The sequence below is a fragment of the Psychroserpens sp. genome (genome assembly GCF_047633235.1).
In the GTDB taxonomy this organism is placed as follows: Bacteria; Bacteroidota; Bacteroidia; order Flavobacteriales; family Flavobacteriaceae; genus Psychroserpens.
The window spans coordinates 44,077-60,920 of the sequence record NZ_JBLIET010000008.1; the positions used below are offsets into that span (position 1 = coordinate 44,077).

A 16,844-nucleotide genomic window follows, 5' to 3' on the forward strand; every position below is an offset into this window, starting at 1 on the left:
TTCGTCAAATTCATTTATTAAAAATAATTGTAATCAAAGTAAATAACGACCAATGAAATTAACTAGCGCATTACTCATAGTCCTTTTAGTTTTCACATCTTGTAAAGACAATAAAACGACAGAAACCGTTGAATCTATAGATTATTCCGAAGAAAAACTAGACGTTACAACAAGTGTGTATCCAGGAAATATGACTAATATATTGAATGCACATGGTGGAATTGACGCTTGGAGAAAAATGAATACCTTAAAATTCACAATGTCTAAAGAAACAGGTGATGAAATCACGACTACAGATTTACATAATAGATATTCTATAATTGAAATGCCAAAGCATACTATTGGGTATGATGGAGAAGTAGTGTGGTTAAAAAATAAGGATAAAACAGCGTATGATGGGAATCCTAAGTTTTATTATAACTTGATGTTTTATTTCTATGCAATGCCTTTTATCTTGGCAGATGACGGTATTATCTATGAGGATGTTGATCCATTAAGGTTTCAAGGTAAAGTATATCCTGGAATCAAAATTTCTTATGATAGTGGAGTAGGAGAATCGCCAGAAGATGAATACATTTTATATTACAACCCAACAACAGGAGAAATGGTTTGGTTGGGATATACAGTGACTTTCTTTACTAGTGAAAAAAGCAAGGAATGGCATTTTATAAATTATAGTGATTGGCAAACAGTCAACGAATTAAAATTACCAAAACGTTTGACTTGGTATAATGTTGAAAATAATTTACCAACGACAAAACGTAACGATTTAGATTTCACAAACGTGGTATTAACGGACTCTTCAAAAGGTGCGTCATCCTTCGCTATGCCTTCAAATGCAGAACGAATAAAATAGAGTTAGTTTTATATCTATTGTAACTCATAAAAAAACCTGTGAAGTTTAAACTTGACAGGTTTTTTAATAAATAATTTAATTTTAATTCTCTGTTTCTAGTTTTTTAGAATAACGTTTCCATAATTCGGTTTGGTGTGTCTCTAGACTCAGTAGTCTGCCATCAATAAACGCATGGGTTAAGATATTGGTTCTCATATCTAATGCATCTCCTTCACTAATAAATAGGGTAGCACTTTTTCCAACCTCTAAAGTTCCATAGGTGTCATCAATCCCTAAAATTTTAGCTGGGTTTTGGGTAATGAGCTGCAGTGCTTGTTCTTTAGTTAAGCCATAAGCAACGGTCGTTCCTGCATAAAAAGGAAGGTTACGGGAATTCATACGTTCCATTTGTCCGCTAGTTTCTAAAGCAACAGTCACACCTTTATCTGTTAATAATTTTGCCAATTTAAAAGGCATATCATAATCATCATCGGTTAGATTTGGTCTGCTGTGCACACGTTGTAATAAAACAGCGATATTATTGCGTGTAAGCATATCAGCAACTTTGTGAGCCTCATAACCACCAACGATAACCATTTTAGACACCTTATTAGCATTAGAAAAGTTAATGGCATCTGTTATCCCTTTCTCGTCATCTACATGGATGTATAAGGTTTTAGAACCGTTAAATAATCCGTTAGTAGCCTCATAAGGTAAATGTGTTGCCGATTTATCACCAACTATATACGTTTTTGTAGCGTTAAAATAATCTCTAATTTCAATGACTTGTTCGTCATATTTGTCATTCACTTTCATCGCTGGATCTTCTCCTAGCCACCACCGACCTCTAGAGAAACTGTTTGGCCAATTCATATGAATGCCATCATCTTCCTTTACAACCGCATCTTCCCAGTTCCAAGCATCAAATTGCACGATAGAAGAGGTGCCAGAAATACGTCCACCACGAGGTGTTATTTGCCCTAATAAAACACCATTAGGTCTCATAGATTCAACGATTTTAGATTCTGTATTATAGGCAATTAAACTTCTTATATGTGGATTCCATGATCCAATTTCAGAAGCGTCATCTGTAGCTCTCACGGCACTTATTTCTACTAATCCTAATGTAGAATTTGGTACAATAAATCCAGGATAAACATGTTTCCCATTGGCAGCCATGACTTCCATACCAGAAAGGTCCATTTTAACCAGTGTCATATCAGTAACAGTTTTAAGGGTGCCATCTTCAAAAATGATAATACTGTTTTCAATGACGGTACCATTTCCAATATGAGCTGTAGCTCCTGTTATTGCAATAGTTTTGCTTTGTTTGGGAGCTGGTGTTTGTTGCGCAATACTTAAAGAGAAACTAAGTAATGCAAAGAACAATAATTTTATATTGAGTGTTTTCATATGTCTTGATTTAGTGTTGTGCATGGTCTAAGTAATCACAATGCATTTGATCCTTTTCTTTCTTTTTAATTGGTTGTGTCTTTAAGCCCTTATTTTTAGCTTTCATCATACCATTGATGAGTTCACTTTTCTCTTTTTTAATTTGAGAACGCATCATTTCGTCACGTTTTAAATCAAAATAAGTCACACCTTCAATAATGGTTTTTTCAGCTTTGGCATAAATTGACATTGGATGATCTGTCCATAAAACAACATCGGCATCTTTACCAACTTTAATACTTCCAACACGATCGTCTATGTGTAATAATTTAGCAGGGTTTAAGGTCACAAATTTCCATGCATCTTCTTCACTAACACCTCCATATTTAACAGATTTTGCAGCTTCTTGATTTAAACGTCTAGACATTTCACCATCATCACTATTAATAGCAACAACAACACCAGCATTATGCATAATAGCAGCATTATATGGAATGGCGTCATTAACTTCATATTTGTAAGCCCACCAATCACTAAAGGTTGAACCACCTACACCATGTTTAGCCATTTTATCTGCTACTTTGTAACCTTCTAGGATATGTGTAAATGTATTAATCTTGAAATCAAATTTATCGGCAACAGTCATCAACATGTTGATTTCGCTTTGTACATAAGAATGACAAGAGATAAAACGTTCGCTATTTAAAATTTCAGAAATAACGTCCATTTCAATATCTTTACGATATGGTTTTCCGCCTTTCTTTAAAGCATCATAAGCTTTTGCTCTTGTGAAATAATCTATATATAACTGTTCAACTCCCATTCTTGTTTGTGGAAATCTATTTCTCGCGTTGTCTCCCCAATTGGATTGCTTTACGTTTTCACCTAAAGCAAATTTTATAAATTTTGGACTGTTATTATAAATCAAATTCTCAGCAGATTCTCCCCATTTCAATTTAATAATAGCAGAACGTCCACCAATAGGATTTGCAGACCCATGCAGTATTTGAATAGAAGTTACACCACCTGCAAGGTTTCTGTAAATATCAACATCTTCATCGTCGATTACATCTTCTATAGAGACCTCGGCAGAGGAATTATGTCCGCCTTCATTAATTGAAGAGGCAGCAATATGCGAATGTTCATCAATAATACCAGACGTTAAATGTTTACCTGTAGCATCAATAACTATAGCGTTTCCATCTGAAAGATCTTTACCAATTTTTGAAATCTTTCCATTTTTAATAAGCACATCTGTATTTTCTAAAACACCATCTTTTTCATTGGTCCATACTGTAGCATTTTTGAAAAGTAAGGTTTCTGCTTTTGGAAGTTCTGCAAAACCGTATGCCATATTTGGATAGGTGATAGGCATGATCTCTTTTGCAGTCGCGGATTCGTCACCGTCAACTTCTTTTTCATCATCATCATCAGCATCATCATCATCATCATCATCATCATCATCATCATCAGTATTAGTTTTTCCTTCTTTTTCTTCGGAAGACTTTTCTGGTTTATCCATTTTTTTAGCATAGAATATCAATTCATTACCATCTGGATAGACTGCTTTTCCGTTGAGTGTGTTTTCGTTGAAAGTATTAGCTATTAAGCGAATGAATTTTTGTTCAGTAGAATCTTTTGTCGTCATTGAAATATTGATCCAATCATCGGCATAAGAGACTTTAGATCCTCTTTTTTGTCCATCGCTAATAATTTCAGATTTCAATTTGCTAGGTGTACCTTTTAAGGTCATTTTATAGGCTTCACCTGCTATATTAAATTCATAGTCACCTGTGAGATCCTGAGTATTCATATCTTCAAGAACTGTTTTTTGTCCTTGAACCCAATTTTCATAAAGCTTGGTTTTCTTTTCGAAAATATCACCCGATGTAATTAAGAAATTTGCATAAGACCCTTTTTGGAGTGAACCAATTTCTGAAGATTTCCCTAATAGTTGAGCAGGAACAATCGTTAAGGCTTCTAATGCTTTTTCTTTTGAAAGACCATATTCGACAGCTTTAATAAGGTTAGGTATGAATGTCTTAGGTGACTTTAAATCATGAGATGTAAACGTGAATTTTATTCCGTTCTCCGCTAATATCTTTGCATTTGCAGGCCCCTGATTCCAGGCTTTCATATCACTTAATGATAAAGATCTGCTTAAAAAAGCGTTTTCTACATCGTAAGCCTTTTGAAAATTTATAGGAATGATATAAGATGCATTTGTTGCTTTTACATCTGCGATACGTTCATATTCGTCACCACCACCAAGGATGACATATTGAATCCCGAATGCATCCCCAACCTTATCAGCTCTCATAGCATTCAATCGACTCCCAGCTCCAAAAATTTGAACCAAACTTTTATTAGAGTTTAAGGCTTCCAAAGATAAGTCTTTGGTTTTACTGTTTCCTTTAGCATACCAATCTGCATCATAATACATTTGGCGCAGTAAAGCCATACTTCCCATAATAGAACCAGGATATGATTGCCTAGAAGCAACACTTTTGCTGAATGAAAAATATTGTGCCGACTTTGGATCTATAATTCGAAATCCGTTTCCATCGTCTGGATTAAGAGTCACTAAGGTTCCTGTTCCTCGAACGATACCGTCTTCAATGTGAGTATTCACAACACCAAAACCAGCTTTCATTAATTCTTTTGCTATTTTACCATCAAATTCAAATTTATCACTAGAGCTGTTTTCTGGCATGACGTGATCACTCCAATAAAATCCAGATCTACTTGGGCCATATTGTGGACTTCTACCTTGGTCAGAAGCACGTTCTGGCTTTTTGACACCAAACGTAGAGTACATATCAATAAATGAAGGGTAAATACTGTTACCTTTTAAGTCTACTACAGTCGTGTTTTTAGGGAGACTCACTTCATTACCAGAAGCCACGACTTTACCATCTTTAATTAATAGAGTTCCATTCTCAATAATTTGAGTTGGAGTCACGTAAATTTTAGCATTTGTGAAGGCTTGATAGCTTGTGTTTTTGGTTTTTACACCATCGTTCTTGGGGAAATAGTCTTGTGCAAATAATGCAAAACTGCAAAAGCATAGTACTATTGCGTACTTGATTTTATTCATATAAAGGTGGTTGATTAATAATTCTTTCTAAAGATAAAAATTAACAACATATCAATCGACAAAATATAAAGTTTTAACATTTCCGAAGTTATAGACCACCTCTACTTTAAAATAATCTTAGTAAATAGGGGTATTACTTCATAGGATACTCGTTATGGTAGTTCACTAAAAGGGCAACAACATAACTATAGCTTTCCATACCAGCTGCTTGATTGTTGGTTTTTAAAAAGCTATCATAAGTCGTTTTAAAAATGGGTTCTAAGGGGTTTTCGTAGCCATCCCAAAAGTCTCTTACCTCTTGGTAATTTTTTAAAATTCCTTTATGAAGTTGGGGCAATAATTCCTCGTATATAGTGAGGTCTCGTTTGTATAATTCTCCTAAGCAATGACGCAAAGCAAAAGCATATCCAGAATAATTAAAATAAGCATCTGGATGATGCATTGCAGCCATACTACCAATAAAATTTGCTTCATTCTCGGCTGCATAACCTAATTGATGTGCGACTTCATGGCTTCCCGTTGTTGGGAACTTATAGGCAGGGATCAACCCATCAACTTGAGCTTCGTTGGTAAACGGATTTAAGTATCCAGAAAAACCCATGTATGTTAGCGGTATACTATATAACGATCGTTTAATACTTCTCGGTTGATATTCTAGATATGGAAACTCTTTTGAAAGTAGATCATAACCATCAGGCACCATTTTTAAAATCTTAGTTTTAGAATAGGGTATAACCACTTTAGTAGAATCTGTTTTAGCGAGTTGCAATTGTAGGGTGTTGGTTTTATTTATGAGTTGCTTCGTTAAATTTACCAATTCTACGGTGCTATATTCTTGATCTATTCCCAAAGATTTATGGAGTGGCAAACGGTAATAATTAAAAGCCCACAGAATGTGAAATGCGAAATAACCAATCGAAATTACAGATAGGACATCCAACATCCAACGCTTGGTATCCTTGATAATTCGTTTTCTATTTAAATACAACCATCTCAAAATATACAAACCCAATAGCGTATATAACACATCACCAACCGAAAAAGGTAACCAACCAAAGGCATAGCGCATCGCTTTAGAAATCCAAACATAAATTCCATGACTATAGACAGACTCTACAAAATTAGGGTAGTGCGCTAAAATTTTCAGAAGCATAATCTGAGGAATAATAGAAAAGGCGATGATGAGCTTTTTGTATTTGAGCATGATTCAAAAATAGGTATTTTTTAGAACCTTATCACTGTAGTTTTTAGCGATTTTTTCCCTGCTTTTCGTTTAATCTTTTGTACCAAAAGGATATCACTGCAATCAGGAGTAGCGAGAGTGATTGTTTTGTTTAGTAATCTAATTTCTTGCATTCATTTTTTTTGATAAAAAAACGAACCAAAAAAATCAAAATGGATCCGCATGTTTCTAAAAACTTCTTTCACTTTGGCAGGAAAATAAGAAGTAAGGGTAATTAGATTGATCTTGTCAACACTGTGTATTTTTTAATTTCGAAATCATTTAATCTTGTTACGATTTTTGTTTAACCCTTCGCTTCAATTCATTTTTTACGGAACATATGCTCAGATTAGCTTACTTGTCGACTAATCTCCTACAATAAGATTCTAAAACCAGCTAACTCAAACTAGTCTAGTTGAACTACAATTCGTAACTTTGCCAAATGGATTTTTGAGTTGCTGTTTCCAAAGTGAAAAAACTTAAAATCTTACTTAATTTTAAACTATATATTTTATATGAGTAAAGACATAAGACAACTAGAACCAAAAGCACTTTGGAATAAGTTTGCCGATTTAAACGCAGTTCCTAGACCTTCTAAAAAAGAGGAGCGCGTGATTAAATTCATGAAAGACTTTGGAGAAAGCTTAGGTTTAGAAACGATGGAGGATGATGTAAGAAACGTCATTATTAGAAAGCCAGCGACGGCAGGTATGGAAGATAGAAAAGCAATCGTGATGCAATCGCATTTAGATATGGTGCATCAAAAAAATAACGATACTGTTTTCGATTTTGATACTCAAGGTATTGATATGCACGTTGAAGGTGATTGGGTAAAGGCAAAAGGAACTACACTAGGAGCAGATAATGGATTAGGTGTTGCAACCATAATGGCTATTTTAGAAAGTACAGACATTGCTCATCCAGCTATCGAGGCGTTGTTTACTATTGATGAAGAAACAGGAATGACTGGTGCCATGGGATTAAAAGGAGGTTTACTTAACGGTGAAATTCTTTTAAATCTAGATACAGAAGAAGATGATGAAATTGGTGTAGGTTGTGCTGGAGGTGTCGATGTTACTGCGACTAGAACGTATGAACAAGAAGAAACACCTGAGTTTAAAATTGGTTTTAAAGTCACTGTAAAAGGTTTACAAGGTGGCCATAGTGGAATGCAAATTCACGAAGGTTTAGCAAATGCTAATAAAATCATGAACAGAGTCTTGTTTGATGGTTTTGAGAATTTTGGTTTACGTATTTCTGAAATTGATGGTGGTAGTCTTCGCAATGCGATTCCTAGAGAAAGTAATGCGATAGTTGCTGTTGATTCTATTCATAAAGACTCTTTTGTTGCTGAAATAAATGATCTAGCTAACGAAATTAAAAAAGAATACAAAACCATGGAACCTGATATGGTTATTGAAGTGTCACAAATTGAGACTCCAGAGCAAATCATGGATTTAGGAGTTCAAGAAGGATTGACTAGAGCATTGTATGCAGCTTTAAATGGTGTGCACCGCATGAGTGCTGATATCAAAGATTTGGTAGAAACGTCAAATAATGTGGCGCGTGTAATTGTAAAAGATGGAGCTATTAAGGTTGGATGTTTAACTAGAAGTTCTGTTGAGAGTTCTAAATGGGATTTAGCAAATATGTTGCGTGCTACATTTGAATTAACAGGATGTGAAGTAGAATTATCTGGTGATTATCCCGGATGGACACCAAATATGGATTCTGATATCTTAAAAGTATTAGTGCCAATTTACAAAGACTTGAATGGAGGAGAAGAGCCTCATGTTGCTGCGTGTCATGCAGGATTAGAATGTGGTATTCTAGGGACTAATTATCCTGACATGGACATGATTAGTTTTGGACCAAATATCAAAGGAGCACATTCACCAGATGAGCGTGCACAGATCTCTTCGGCTCAAAAGTATTGGACATTTGTTCTTGAGATATTGAAGAATATTCCAAAGAAATAATAAGTATATCTATTATATTAAAAAAGGCGACTTCAATATTGAAGTCGCCTTTTTTAATATAATGTATGGGTGATCTATACTATTATTTTTTCTCTATCACATCAACCATTTCAACGATAAAGGTTAAATCTGTATTTGGAGGAATACCTCTGTTTCCGCGCTCTCCATAAGCCAAATGTGATGGTAAGTAAAAGAATGCTTTTTCACCAATATTTAAAGTTGCTAAAGCTTCTTTAAAACCAGGTATCATTTGAGCATTAGGACTCACCCACATTGCTGTTGGACCATATTGATTAGCATCTGCACGTCTTTGGTTAAACATACCATACTTTTTTGAGATTTCAACTCTGTCACTATCAAATAAACGACCATCTGTGAAGTACCCTTCGTAATATACTCTTACAGAATCTCCCGGTTTTGGTTTTGCGCTAGTACCTTCTGTTAATACATGTTTTTTAAGACCAGAAGCCAAGGCTATAGTTTTTGTAGTGTACTCCTCTAAAGTTGATTTTGTCTCCGCAGAAGCAGTTGCCATTTTCTCATCGCGCTCTTTTTTCTCCTGCTCAAGTTTTCCTTTTTTATCGTCCTGTATTTGCTTGATTTCTGCTTCTACATTTGGTAATTCTGATTCAAATACCTTCGGAGCATTAAATGACTTTGCAGCAGAACCTTTTCTAATAATAGTCACTTTTAAGATGTAAACATTTTCAAGAGGTTTTTTAGATCTAGGATCAACCGCTACATTTGAAATGGCATCCTGAACTTCAATTCCTTTAACAAGTTCTCCAAAAATAGAGTGACAGCTTACTCTTGGTTGATCACAAGGTTTCAATTCTCCATCGTCATCAAAAGCATCTAAGCTTTGGTAAGGTACTTCTGTTATAAAAAACTGACTTCCGTTGGTGTTAAACCCACCACTATTTGCCATAGATAAAAGTCCGCCTCTATCATGTTTTAATGTAGCGTCAAAATCTGCTGTAAATTTATATCCTGGGTTTCCACCACCTGTAGCAGTATGATCACCGCCTTGAATCATAAACTTATCCATAACACGGTGAAATGTAAGGCTGTCATAATATGGTTTTCCTTTAAATTCGTCACCCATCATTGGGTGGTTACCTTCTGCTAATGCTACAAAGTTTGCAACAGTTACAGGCACTTTGTCGTAAAATAATTTAGCGATCATCGTGTCTTTACTTGTAACTATTTCTGCGTAGAGTCCGTCTTCTAGATCAGGATACTCTTCCTTACATGAGACCAAAGTTACTGCTAAACATAGCATAAAAATTTGGAGTGTTTTGCTAATCAATTTCATTCTAATTACTGGTTTTTTGTGTTATATTATTTATGGTTACTTTTACTATTAGAGGGATGTTTGTTCCAATTCTATTCTTGTCACCATAATAGCCATATGCTTTTTGTGATGGGAATAGAAAGGTTACAGTCTCTGTTGGTTTCATTAGTTTCAAACCTTCGCGTAAACCAGTGAAGATTTCTTGTTTATCCATGACGTATTGTTGTGCTCCTAACTCTTCTTCAGAATAAATGGTATTACCGTCGAGGTCTTTCACATTGTAATTAAAATCAATTACATCTCCAAAACTAGCAGTAGTGGTATCTATTTCTACTTTAGTATGATATCTGTACCAAAACCCGCTATTTGAAGCCACATAATCATATTCAGGGTTTTGAGACATTATAGCTTCGATTTTGCCACTTTCTTTTGCGTTCAACTTTTTACTACGAGCAGCAGACTCTTTATAGAAAGAACCAGATTGAACCGATTCTGGTTTGCGAGCTTCTGGAGTTTTACAACTACTAAATGTAATACTGATTAAGAGAAGAATTATATACTTCATTAGGCTTTGAGGTCTTTTTTATATTGAGGCAAGATACTAATAAATTTGTCAATGGTATCTCTCATATTTAAATCACTTTTTCCGCCTGCAGCATTGGTGTGTCCTCCACCTTCAAAGTGTGATCTAGACAATTCATTAACCGAAAAATCACCTTTACTACGTAACGAGATTTTGATGATATCATCTTGGTGACTTTCAATAAAAATAGCTGCAAAAATAATACCCTTTAGAGATAAACCATAGTTTACAAAACCTTCGGTGTCTCCTTTTTTGAAGTTGAAGGTATTAAGTTCTTCTTGAGTTAATGTAATATACGCCGTTTTGTATTCTGGAATGACTTTTAAATTACTTAGTGCTTTGCCCAATAATTGCATACGTTCATAACTATTAGTATCCATAATATTATTATGAATTTGAGCGTTATTTGCACCTTTTTCAATAAGATTCCCAATGATTTTGTGAGTTGCGCTTGTCGTTGATGAAAATCTAAATGAACCTGTATCTGTCATGATTCCTGCATATAAACAGGTTGCAATATCAGTTTTCACTGTATCAGTGTCATCCAACATAGCAATGAAATTATATACCATTTCACAAGTTGAAGACATGGCAACATCAGAATAGGTATAGGTTGCATAATCATCTGGTTGTTGATGATGATCAATCATAATCTTTAAACCTTTAGAAGCTGTAACGGCGTCTTGCATACTACCAATTCTTCCAAGAGAATTAAAATCTAAAGTAAAAATTATTTCTGCGGAAATGAGCAGTGCATCACAGGACTCCTTTTGATGATCATATTTTAGAATAGAAGATTCTCCTGGCATCCATTTTAGAAAATCAGGGTAATCATTAGGGGCAATTATTACTGCGTTATGATTGTATTGTTTTAAATAATGTAAAAGACCAAGTGTAGAGCCAATAGCATCTCCATCTGGGTTTTTATGAGGAATTATTACAATTTGTTTTGGTGAACTTAAGAGTTCTTTTATACTGTTGATGTCTTCTTTATTCATAGAATACAAAAATAGGTTTTTTCAGTTTAGGTTTCTTAACCTATGTTCGTTTTCCGTGAAAAATGAATAGTTATCCTGCTAGGTTTCAAAAATATTACAGGTGTCTTTAAGACAATCTGGATTTCTTTAAGACTAATTATGTATTTATTTTTAGGAAAATAGGCTTTAGTACGAAGTGAGGTCGTCATTTAATTAAAATATGAATGAGTTCTAACTTTGATTTGTGTATATGAACAAATACCTTATTTTTGCACAAAATTTAAAATATTAAAATGGCTACAAATAGAACATTTACAATGCTTAAACCAGATTCTGTTGAAAAGGGGAATATTGGTGCAATTTTAGAAAAAATCACTGCTTCTGGTTTCAGAATCGTAGCAATGAAATTAACGCATTTGACAACCCAAGATGCTCAAGCATTTTATGAGGTTCACAACGAAAGACCTTTTTATGGTGAATTAGTTGAGTACATGACAAGAGGACCAGTCGTTGCCGCTATCTTAGAAAAAGATAATGCAGTAGAAGATTTTAGAACGCTTATTGGTGCAACTAATCCTGCAGATGCAGCAGAAGGTACAATCAGAAAATTATACGCAGCTTCTATGGGAGAAAATGCAGTTCACGGAAGTGATAGTGATGATAATGCAGCTATTGAAGGCGCATTCCATTTTGCTGGTAGAGAGATGTTTTAATTAGAAGTTTTCTATAATATATTGAAAGCGCAACCCTTGGTTGCGCTTTTTTTGTTCAAGGCTTAGCGGTTCTCAAAAACAATGTAGTCTCAGTATAAAAAACTACTTGATTCCGTAGTCTAAAGCTTTCAGTTTGGGAAATAAGAATATCTAAACAACTAACAAACACATGTTGAATTACTTATTAGGCCAAATCAATTTATTGAAATCAAAGCTAAAATTGCTATTGTCCATCACCCAAAGAGAGGCGGTACCGTTCCGTCGTTTTCTTTAGGTTTTTTGAGAGGGACTGTAACCAATTCATATGATTGGCAATTAAAAAGGCTTCCTGAAGACCGTGAAGTGTTTCAGTATCCAATTCAATGTTACCTTGTCTGATACTTTCATCTCGTAAATTTGATAATTGCTGGTATTTGCTTAACAACTTCTCTTGTGCATTTTCAGCAATTTGTTCAGCGTCTTTTGTCCTTATGTGAGATGGGTCTACACTATCGAACGACATTTGCAGCGTATTAGAAATTTTTTCGATAAGGATATGAAATTCTTTTGAAGCAGGAGTAGTCTTATGATTGATTATAAAATTACCTATAGACGCGATTGCCGAAATCATAGTTTGATTAAGCGTTACAATTTCATAAATGAGCTGAAATTCTTTCTGTTTTGATTTTGGGTCTTGAGTTAAACGTTGGAAGGCAGCATTTAAATTACCAATGGCAAGAAAAGCATCTTTCCTAGCTACATTATAAGAGAGTTTATGTTTAGATGTATCTTGATACAACTCTCGGGTTGCTAAAAGATATTTTCTATTCATTTTTAATGCATTGAGAAGCACCTGAGTTAGATTATCGACTTCCCAACTTGGGAAAAGTACATAGTTCGCAACGACAGCAATAGTAGATCCAATGATCGTATCGATGACGCGATATTGAATGACTTCAAAGGCATTGGGATTGATAAAGGAATATACAAAGACGATACTAATGGTGATTAATGCAGCGGCAGATTTATAATTTTGCTGTATCAGTGAAAAAGCCAAAACCAGTGAACCTATTGCCAATATGGAGTACACCACTACATTTTGAGTAATCAACACAATACCAACTGCAACAGCGGCACCAATGAATGTTCCGATAATACGATCTTTAGAGCGCACTTTCGTTAAACCGTAGCTTGGTCGCATAATTACAACAATGGTTAGCAGAATCCAATAGGTATTTTGTATATCAAAAAAGAAGCCTAGAAGGTATGCGAAGATAATAGCAATGGTAAAGCGCAATGAATGTCTAAATAGTTTAGAATCCAAACTTAAATTTTGAATAAATACATTCAATCTGTATTCTTGGAGCGTTAAAAACTGACTCGAATCTTGTCTTCTTAAAGATATTTTGGAGGCTTCTTTGACATTCTCCATAGCACGTCTAATAGCTCTTATTTCTAGAAGTAATTGTTCTTGATAATCGTATAGGTTTTTTAATAATAAGGCACCTTCACGAGCTTTAGGTAATTTGACAGTATTGATATAGTTTGTGATAGATTCGTTGGCTCTTGATAATGCTTTTATTAAAGTATCATTGTTTGGTATTTTATCATTTTGAATCAATAATTCAGATAAACGAATAAGATGGTTACCCATAAGTTTATTTAGCGTCTTAGAAGCTTTTAGGAATTCTTTTCGATGGCCAAAAATCTCATCGATCATTTTATAATCCAAATGTGTTGCTTCTATCAATTCGAAGATATTGATAGAAGAGAGGAAAATTAATAGTTGCTTTTCTTCGTAACGAGAACGTCCTGAGCGTTTACGTTCGGTAAATAGAGTTTCTCGAAGTGTCTCGTGTTTCTCATTGATTTGGTGTTGAAGTACGAAGATTTGTTTGAGAAGTTTATCACGCTTGGTTTTCTTTGTTAATAATTTGGCACGTAATTTTAAATATTCACCAATAAGTAGGAGCGTATCAGACAATAATTGATTCTGATCTTTTTTAGGCGCTAATTTTTGAAAAACAAAGGAAACGACTAAATACCAAAGACCACCAACGCCCATTAGTGCCACCTGAATTAAAATCTCTTGTGGTGTTTGTTTTTGAATAGCAAATGCCAATACCATGGCCAACAAGCCAGAAAAGGAAACTAAAGACGCTCTAAAACCATAAACAGAAATTAGGGATACAACAAAGGAAATGACTATAAGAGCGATTAGCAGAAGAAGTAGAAAAGGTTTTGAGAATAGTATTATCGCTGTAATAACCATCGTTAAACCAATACTGATTAATATAGCATTGACCTTACGTTTGATACTTCCAGGAATATCGCCTGGTGCATTTAAAAAAGTACCGACAACAACAGCAGGAGCATATTCGAAATAGCCTAAAAAATATAAGACACCAAAGGGTACAACAATACCAACACCAAGTCGAATACCTCGATCAAAGTTGGAACTTTTTAAAAATAATTCTAACTGTTTTAATTTTTCTCTCAATTGGATTTACACTTTGATTGCAAAGTTAGAGTAATTGAGCTAAAGTACGGTCTACAAAAATTGTTTTAGTTGTGGTTTGAGTTGTACATTTAAGAAAATGTCTGCTGTGAAATTGTGTTGTAAAGGCGTTCTTAACTTTTGTCTTTTTGATCCGGAAAGCTTTTAGGAGAAGGAATCTCATTTTTTAGTAAGTAATTTTAAGGTTTATTAATTATGTATCTTTAAAATTATAATTAATTATTTATGATCAAAGTTTTTAGACGTATTTGGCAGGAACTGTTCTCTCAACATAATTATGGTTTTAATGGTAAAATTATAATAGTTTTAACCTTATTGATAGCTAGTTCTATGTTTTCCCAACCACCACCGCCATGCGAAGCAAACGGAAATTCAGGATTTGGAGGTGCTGTGGGCGAAGGCCATTTTTTATTTACTGGCGAATTCAGTAATCCAATAATATTTGCCATGACTACTAGCGGTAATGAAATAAACGATATTTTCGTTTTATATTATAGATACAGGTGCCCCTGGGCGCAATGAAATTGATCTTACAGTTGATGATGACACCAACGACCAAACTATTGCAATATCAAATAGTAATGCTTTTGGTAATGGAAGTATTGTCAATTTTCCAGCTGGTTTTGAAGCTTCTTATGCTGTGGCTTTAGATATGAATTCTGGTGGTTTGTGACCCACACCAATTACAGGCACTGTAGGAGAAGGAGAATTAGAGTTTGTGACGTCTGTTAACTCTACTTTAGAATCAAGTACACAATCTTTTTACGAGTTCAGTTTTAATTGGGAAGATCTTGGACTAACTAGTCCAAATGAGTTCAGTTTTGTAGGACTTTATGTTAGTAATACAGCGTATTCCTCAGACGAAGGTTATGGTGAAGGAATTGCTATTGGAACAGAAGGTTCTGATGCTATAACATTTACGGGCTACCTCACTTTACCTGGTTGTGATGCTGTACTAAGTACATTAGCTAATTTATTTAGTGCGATTACTAGTTATTATGTAAATGGCCAGTTGTTTATAAAAGGCATCAATGAGTTAGCTATAATTAGTGTTTATGATTTACAAGGTCGAGAACTATTTAGAAATCAGTATCAAATCCAAGACGCCGTACCAATATCATTTGAGCTTAATAATAATAATAATAAATTACAATTTATTATTATCGAAAGCTCTAATAAAAGAAAAGTGCTAAAAGTAATTTCTAATTAATAATGTATCAAGCCTAAAAGAACTAGCAGCACTATTATGATCTAACTCAAATTAGTTATGGTTTTTAGTCAATCCAAAAAGTGCCTATTGAATACGTTTTCGCTTGACCACTAATGATGACTCTATCGTTTTTATCTTGACAGTTTAATGTTCCAACTCTTTCAGAGATTTGCATAGCAGAAAGTTCTTTTTTGTTAAGTCTCTTTGACCAAAATGGAATTAAAGAGCAATGAGCTGAACCAGTCACTGGATCTTCTAAAATTAAGGCTTGAGGTGTAAAAAACCGTGATACAAAATCACAATCATTTCCTTTAGACGTGACAATAACACCACCTGGATTTAGGTTTATTTGGTCAAATGTTTGTCTGTCAATTTTGATGTTTTTTATATCTTCTTGAGAATCATAAATTAAGACGTAATCTCTTGATTTAAATACCTCCTTTGGTAATATGTTTAGTGATTTTTCTATTATTTCTGGTAGTTTAGAAATCAAGGGCATTCTTGATGGAAAATCTAAAAAATAGAAATCATTTTGCATGAAAACAGTGAGGTCTCCACTCAAGGTTTCAAATATAATTTTGTCTTTAGGATAATTTAAAATTGATTTTAAACAATGAGCAGTTGCAAGAGTTGCGTGACCGCATAAATCCATTTCAATATCTGGAGTAAACCATCGTAAATGTATTTTATCTCCTTTGTCAACATAAAATGCAGTTTCTGCAACCGCATTTTCTTTCGTTATTTTTAAAAGTAAGTCGTCTGATAACCATTCGTCTAAAGGTACTACACAAGCTGGATTTCCACCAAAAATAGTATTAGTAAATGCGTCTATTTGATAAAGGTCTAATTTCATATCTCGTGAAGGTAGTAATTGCAGTTCGCGTTTGGTAATTGTTTAAACAACTAATTTAGCTAAAATGGGATTAACCAAAGAGAATTCCAAAGAAGTTTCCCGAGCAGACTAAAACTGGTAATAAATTATAAACTTATATGAATATGTACCTCGTCAATAGTTGCATCCTTATTGATTTTCGATAGTTGTTTA

At 34.2% G+C, this 16,844-nt stretch carries 13 protein-coding genes; 4 read left to right on the forward strand and 9 right to left on the reverse strand.

From position 1 onward, the window contains the following. Window positions 1-52: 52 nt before the first annotated feature. Window positions 53-856 carry a DUF6503 family protein gene (locus tag ACJAZK_RS04170; protein ID WP_415222755.1) on the forward strand — a complete coding sequence of 268 codons (804 nt, stop codon included), beginning with the start codon at window positions 53-55 and terminating at the stop codon, window positions 854-856. Window positions 857-937: 81 nt separating this feature from the next. Here the strand turns inward: ACJAZK_RS04170 and ACJAZK_RS04175 are convergent, their stop codons facing one another. From ACJAZK_RS04175 to ACJAZK_RS04185, 3 genes are all read right to left on the reverse strand, one after another. Beyond that, window positions 938-2,248 carry an amidohydrolase family protein gene (locus ACJAZK_RS04175; protein WP_415222756.1) on the reverse strand — a complete coding sequence of 437 codons (1,311 nt, stop codon included), beginning with the start codon at window positions 2,246-2,248 and terminating at the stop codon, window positions 938-940. Between the two features lie 10 nt (window positions 2,249-2,258). After that, entirely contained in the window at window positions 2,259-5,324 is a 3,066-nt protein-coding gene (locus ACJAZK_RS04180) for an amidohydrolase family protein (protein ID WP_415222757.1), read from the reverse strand. A 133-nt stretch (window positions 5,325-5,457) separates the two neighbouring features. Then, complete coding sequence (locus ACJAZK_RS04185) at window positions 5,458-6,528, reverse strand: DUF3810 domain-containing protein (protein ID WP_415222758.1); 1,071 nt, start codon at window positions 6,526-6,528, stop codon at window positions 5,458-5,460. Between the two features lie 533 nt (window positions 6,529-7,061). On the opposite strand from ACJAZK_RS04185, the gene ACJAZK_RS04190 reads away from it, so the two are divergent. Beyond that, window positions 7,062-8,525, forward strand: a complete 1,464-nt coding sequence (locus ACJAZK_RS04190) for an aminoacyl-histidine dipeptidase (RefSeq protein ID WP_415222759.1) — start codon at window positions 7,062-7,064, stop codon at window positions 8,523-8,525. Between the two features lie 82 nt (window positions 8,526-8,607). Here ACJAZK_RS04190 and ACJAZK_RS04195 read toward each other — a convergent pair whose 3' ends face one another. Genes ACJAZK_RS04195 through ACJAZK_RS04205 form a run of 3 tightly spaced genes read right to left on the reverse strand, consistent with a single transcriptional unit; the run spans window position 8,608 to window position 11,400 of the window. Next, window positions 8,608-9,840: a peptidylprolyl isomerase gene (locus tag ACJAZK_RS04195; RefSeq protein WP_415222760.1), complete on the reverse strand. Its 1,233-nt coding sequence runs from the start codon at window positions 9,838-9,840 to the stop codon at window positions 8,608-8,610. A 1-nt stretch (window position 9,841) separates the two neighbouring features. Then, window positions 9,842-10,384, reverse strand: coding sequence for a gliding motility-associated peptidyl-prolyl isomerase GldI (gene gldI, locus ACJAZK_RS04200; RefSeq protein ID WP_415222761.1), 543 nt, complete (start codon window positions 10,382-10,384; stop codon window positions 9,842-9,844). Further along, window positions 10,384-11,400, reverse strand: a complete 1,017-nt coding sequence (locus ACJAZK_RS04205) for a DHH family phosphoesterase (RefSeq protein WP_415222762.1) — start codon at window positions 11,398-11,400, stop codon at window positions 10,384-10,386. The genes gldI and ACJAZK_RS04205 overlap by 1 nt, the downstream gene beginning before the upstream one ends. Window positions 11,401-11,672: 272 nt before the next feature. On the opposite strand from ACJAZK_RS04205, the gene ACJAZK_RS04210 reads away from it, so the two are divergent. Further along, entirely contained in the window at window positions 11,673-12,092 is a 420-nt protein-coding gene (locus tag ACJAZK_RS04210; RefSeq protein WP_028872244.1) for a nucleoside-diphosphate kinase, read from the forward strand. Window positions 12,093-12,315: 223 nt separating this feature from the next. On the opposite strand, the gene ACJAZK_RS04215 is transcribed toward ACJAZK_RS04210, so the two are convergent. Continuing rightward, window positions 12,316-14,571, reverse strand: coding sequence for an FUSC family membrane protein (locus tag ACJAZK_RS04215; protein ID WP_415222763.1), 2,256 nt, complete (start codon window positions 14,569-14,571; stop codon window positions 12,316-12,318). Between the two features lie 293 nt (window positions 14,572-14,864). Further along, entirely contained in the window at window positions 14,865-15,038 is a 174-nt protein-coding gene (locus ACJAZK_RS04220; RefSeq protein WP_415222764.1) for a hypothetical protein, read from the reverse strand. Between the two features lie 269 nt (window positions 15,039-15,307). Here ACJAZK_RS04220 and ACJAZK_RS04225 point away from each other — a divergent pair, with 269 nt between their 5' ends. Beyond that, window positions 15,308-15,799 carry a hypothetical protein gene (locus tag ACJAZK_RS04225; RefSeq protein ID WP_415222765.1) on the forward strand — a complete coding sequence of 164 codons (492 nt, stop codon included), beginning with the start codon at window positions 15,308-15,310 and terminating at the stop codon, window positions 15,797-15,799. A gap of 64 nt (window positions 15,800-15,863) precedes the next feature. On the opposite strand, the gene ACJAZK_RS04230 is transcribed toward ACJAZK_RS04225, so the two are convergent. Then, on the reverse strand, window positions 15,864-16,652 hold the full coding sequence (locus ACJAZK_RS04230) for a PhzF family phenazine biosynthesis protein (RefSeq protein ID WP_415222766.1): 789 nt from the start codon (window positions 16,650-16,652) through the stop codon (window positions 15,864-15,866). Window positions 16,653-16,844: the final 192 nt, after the last annotated feature.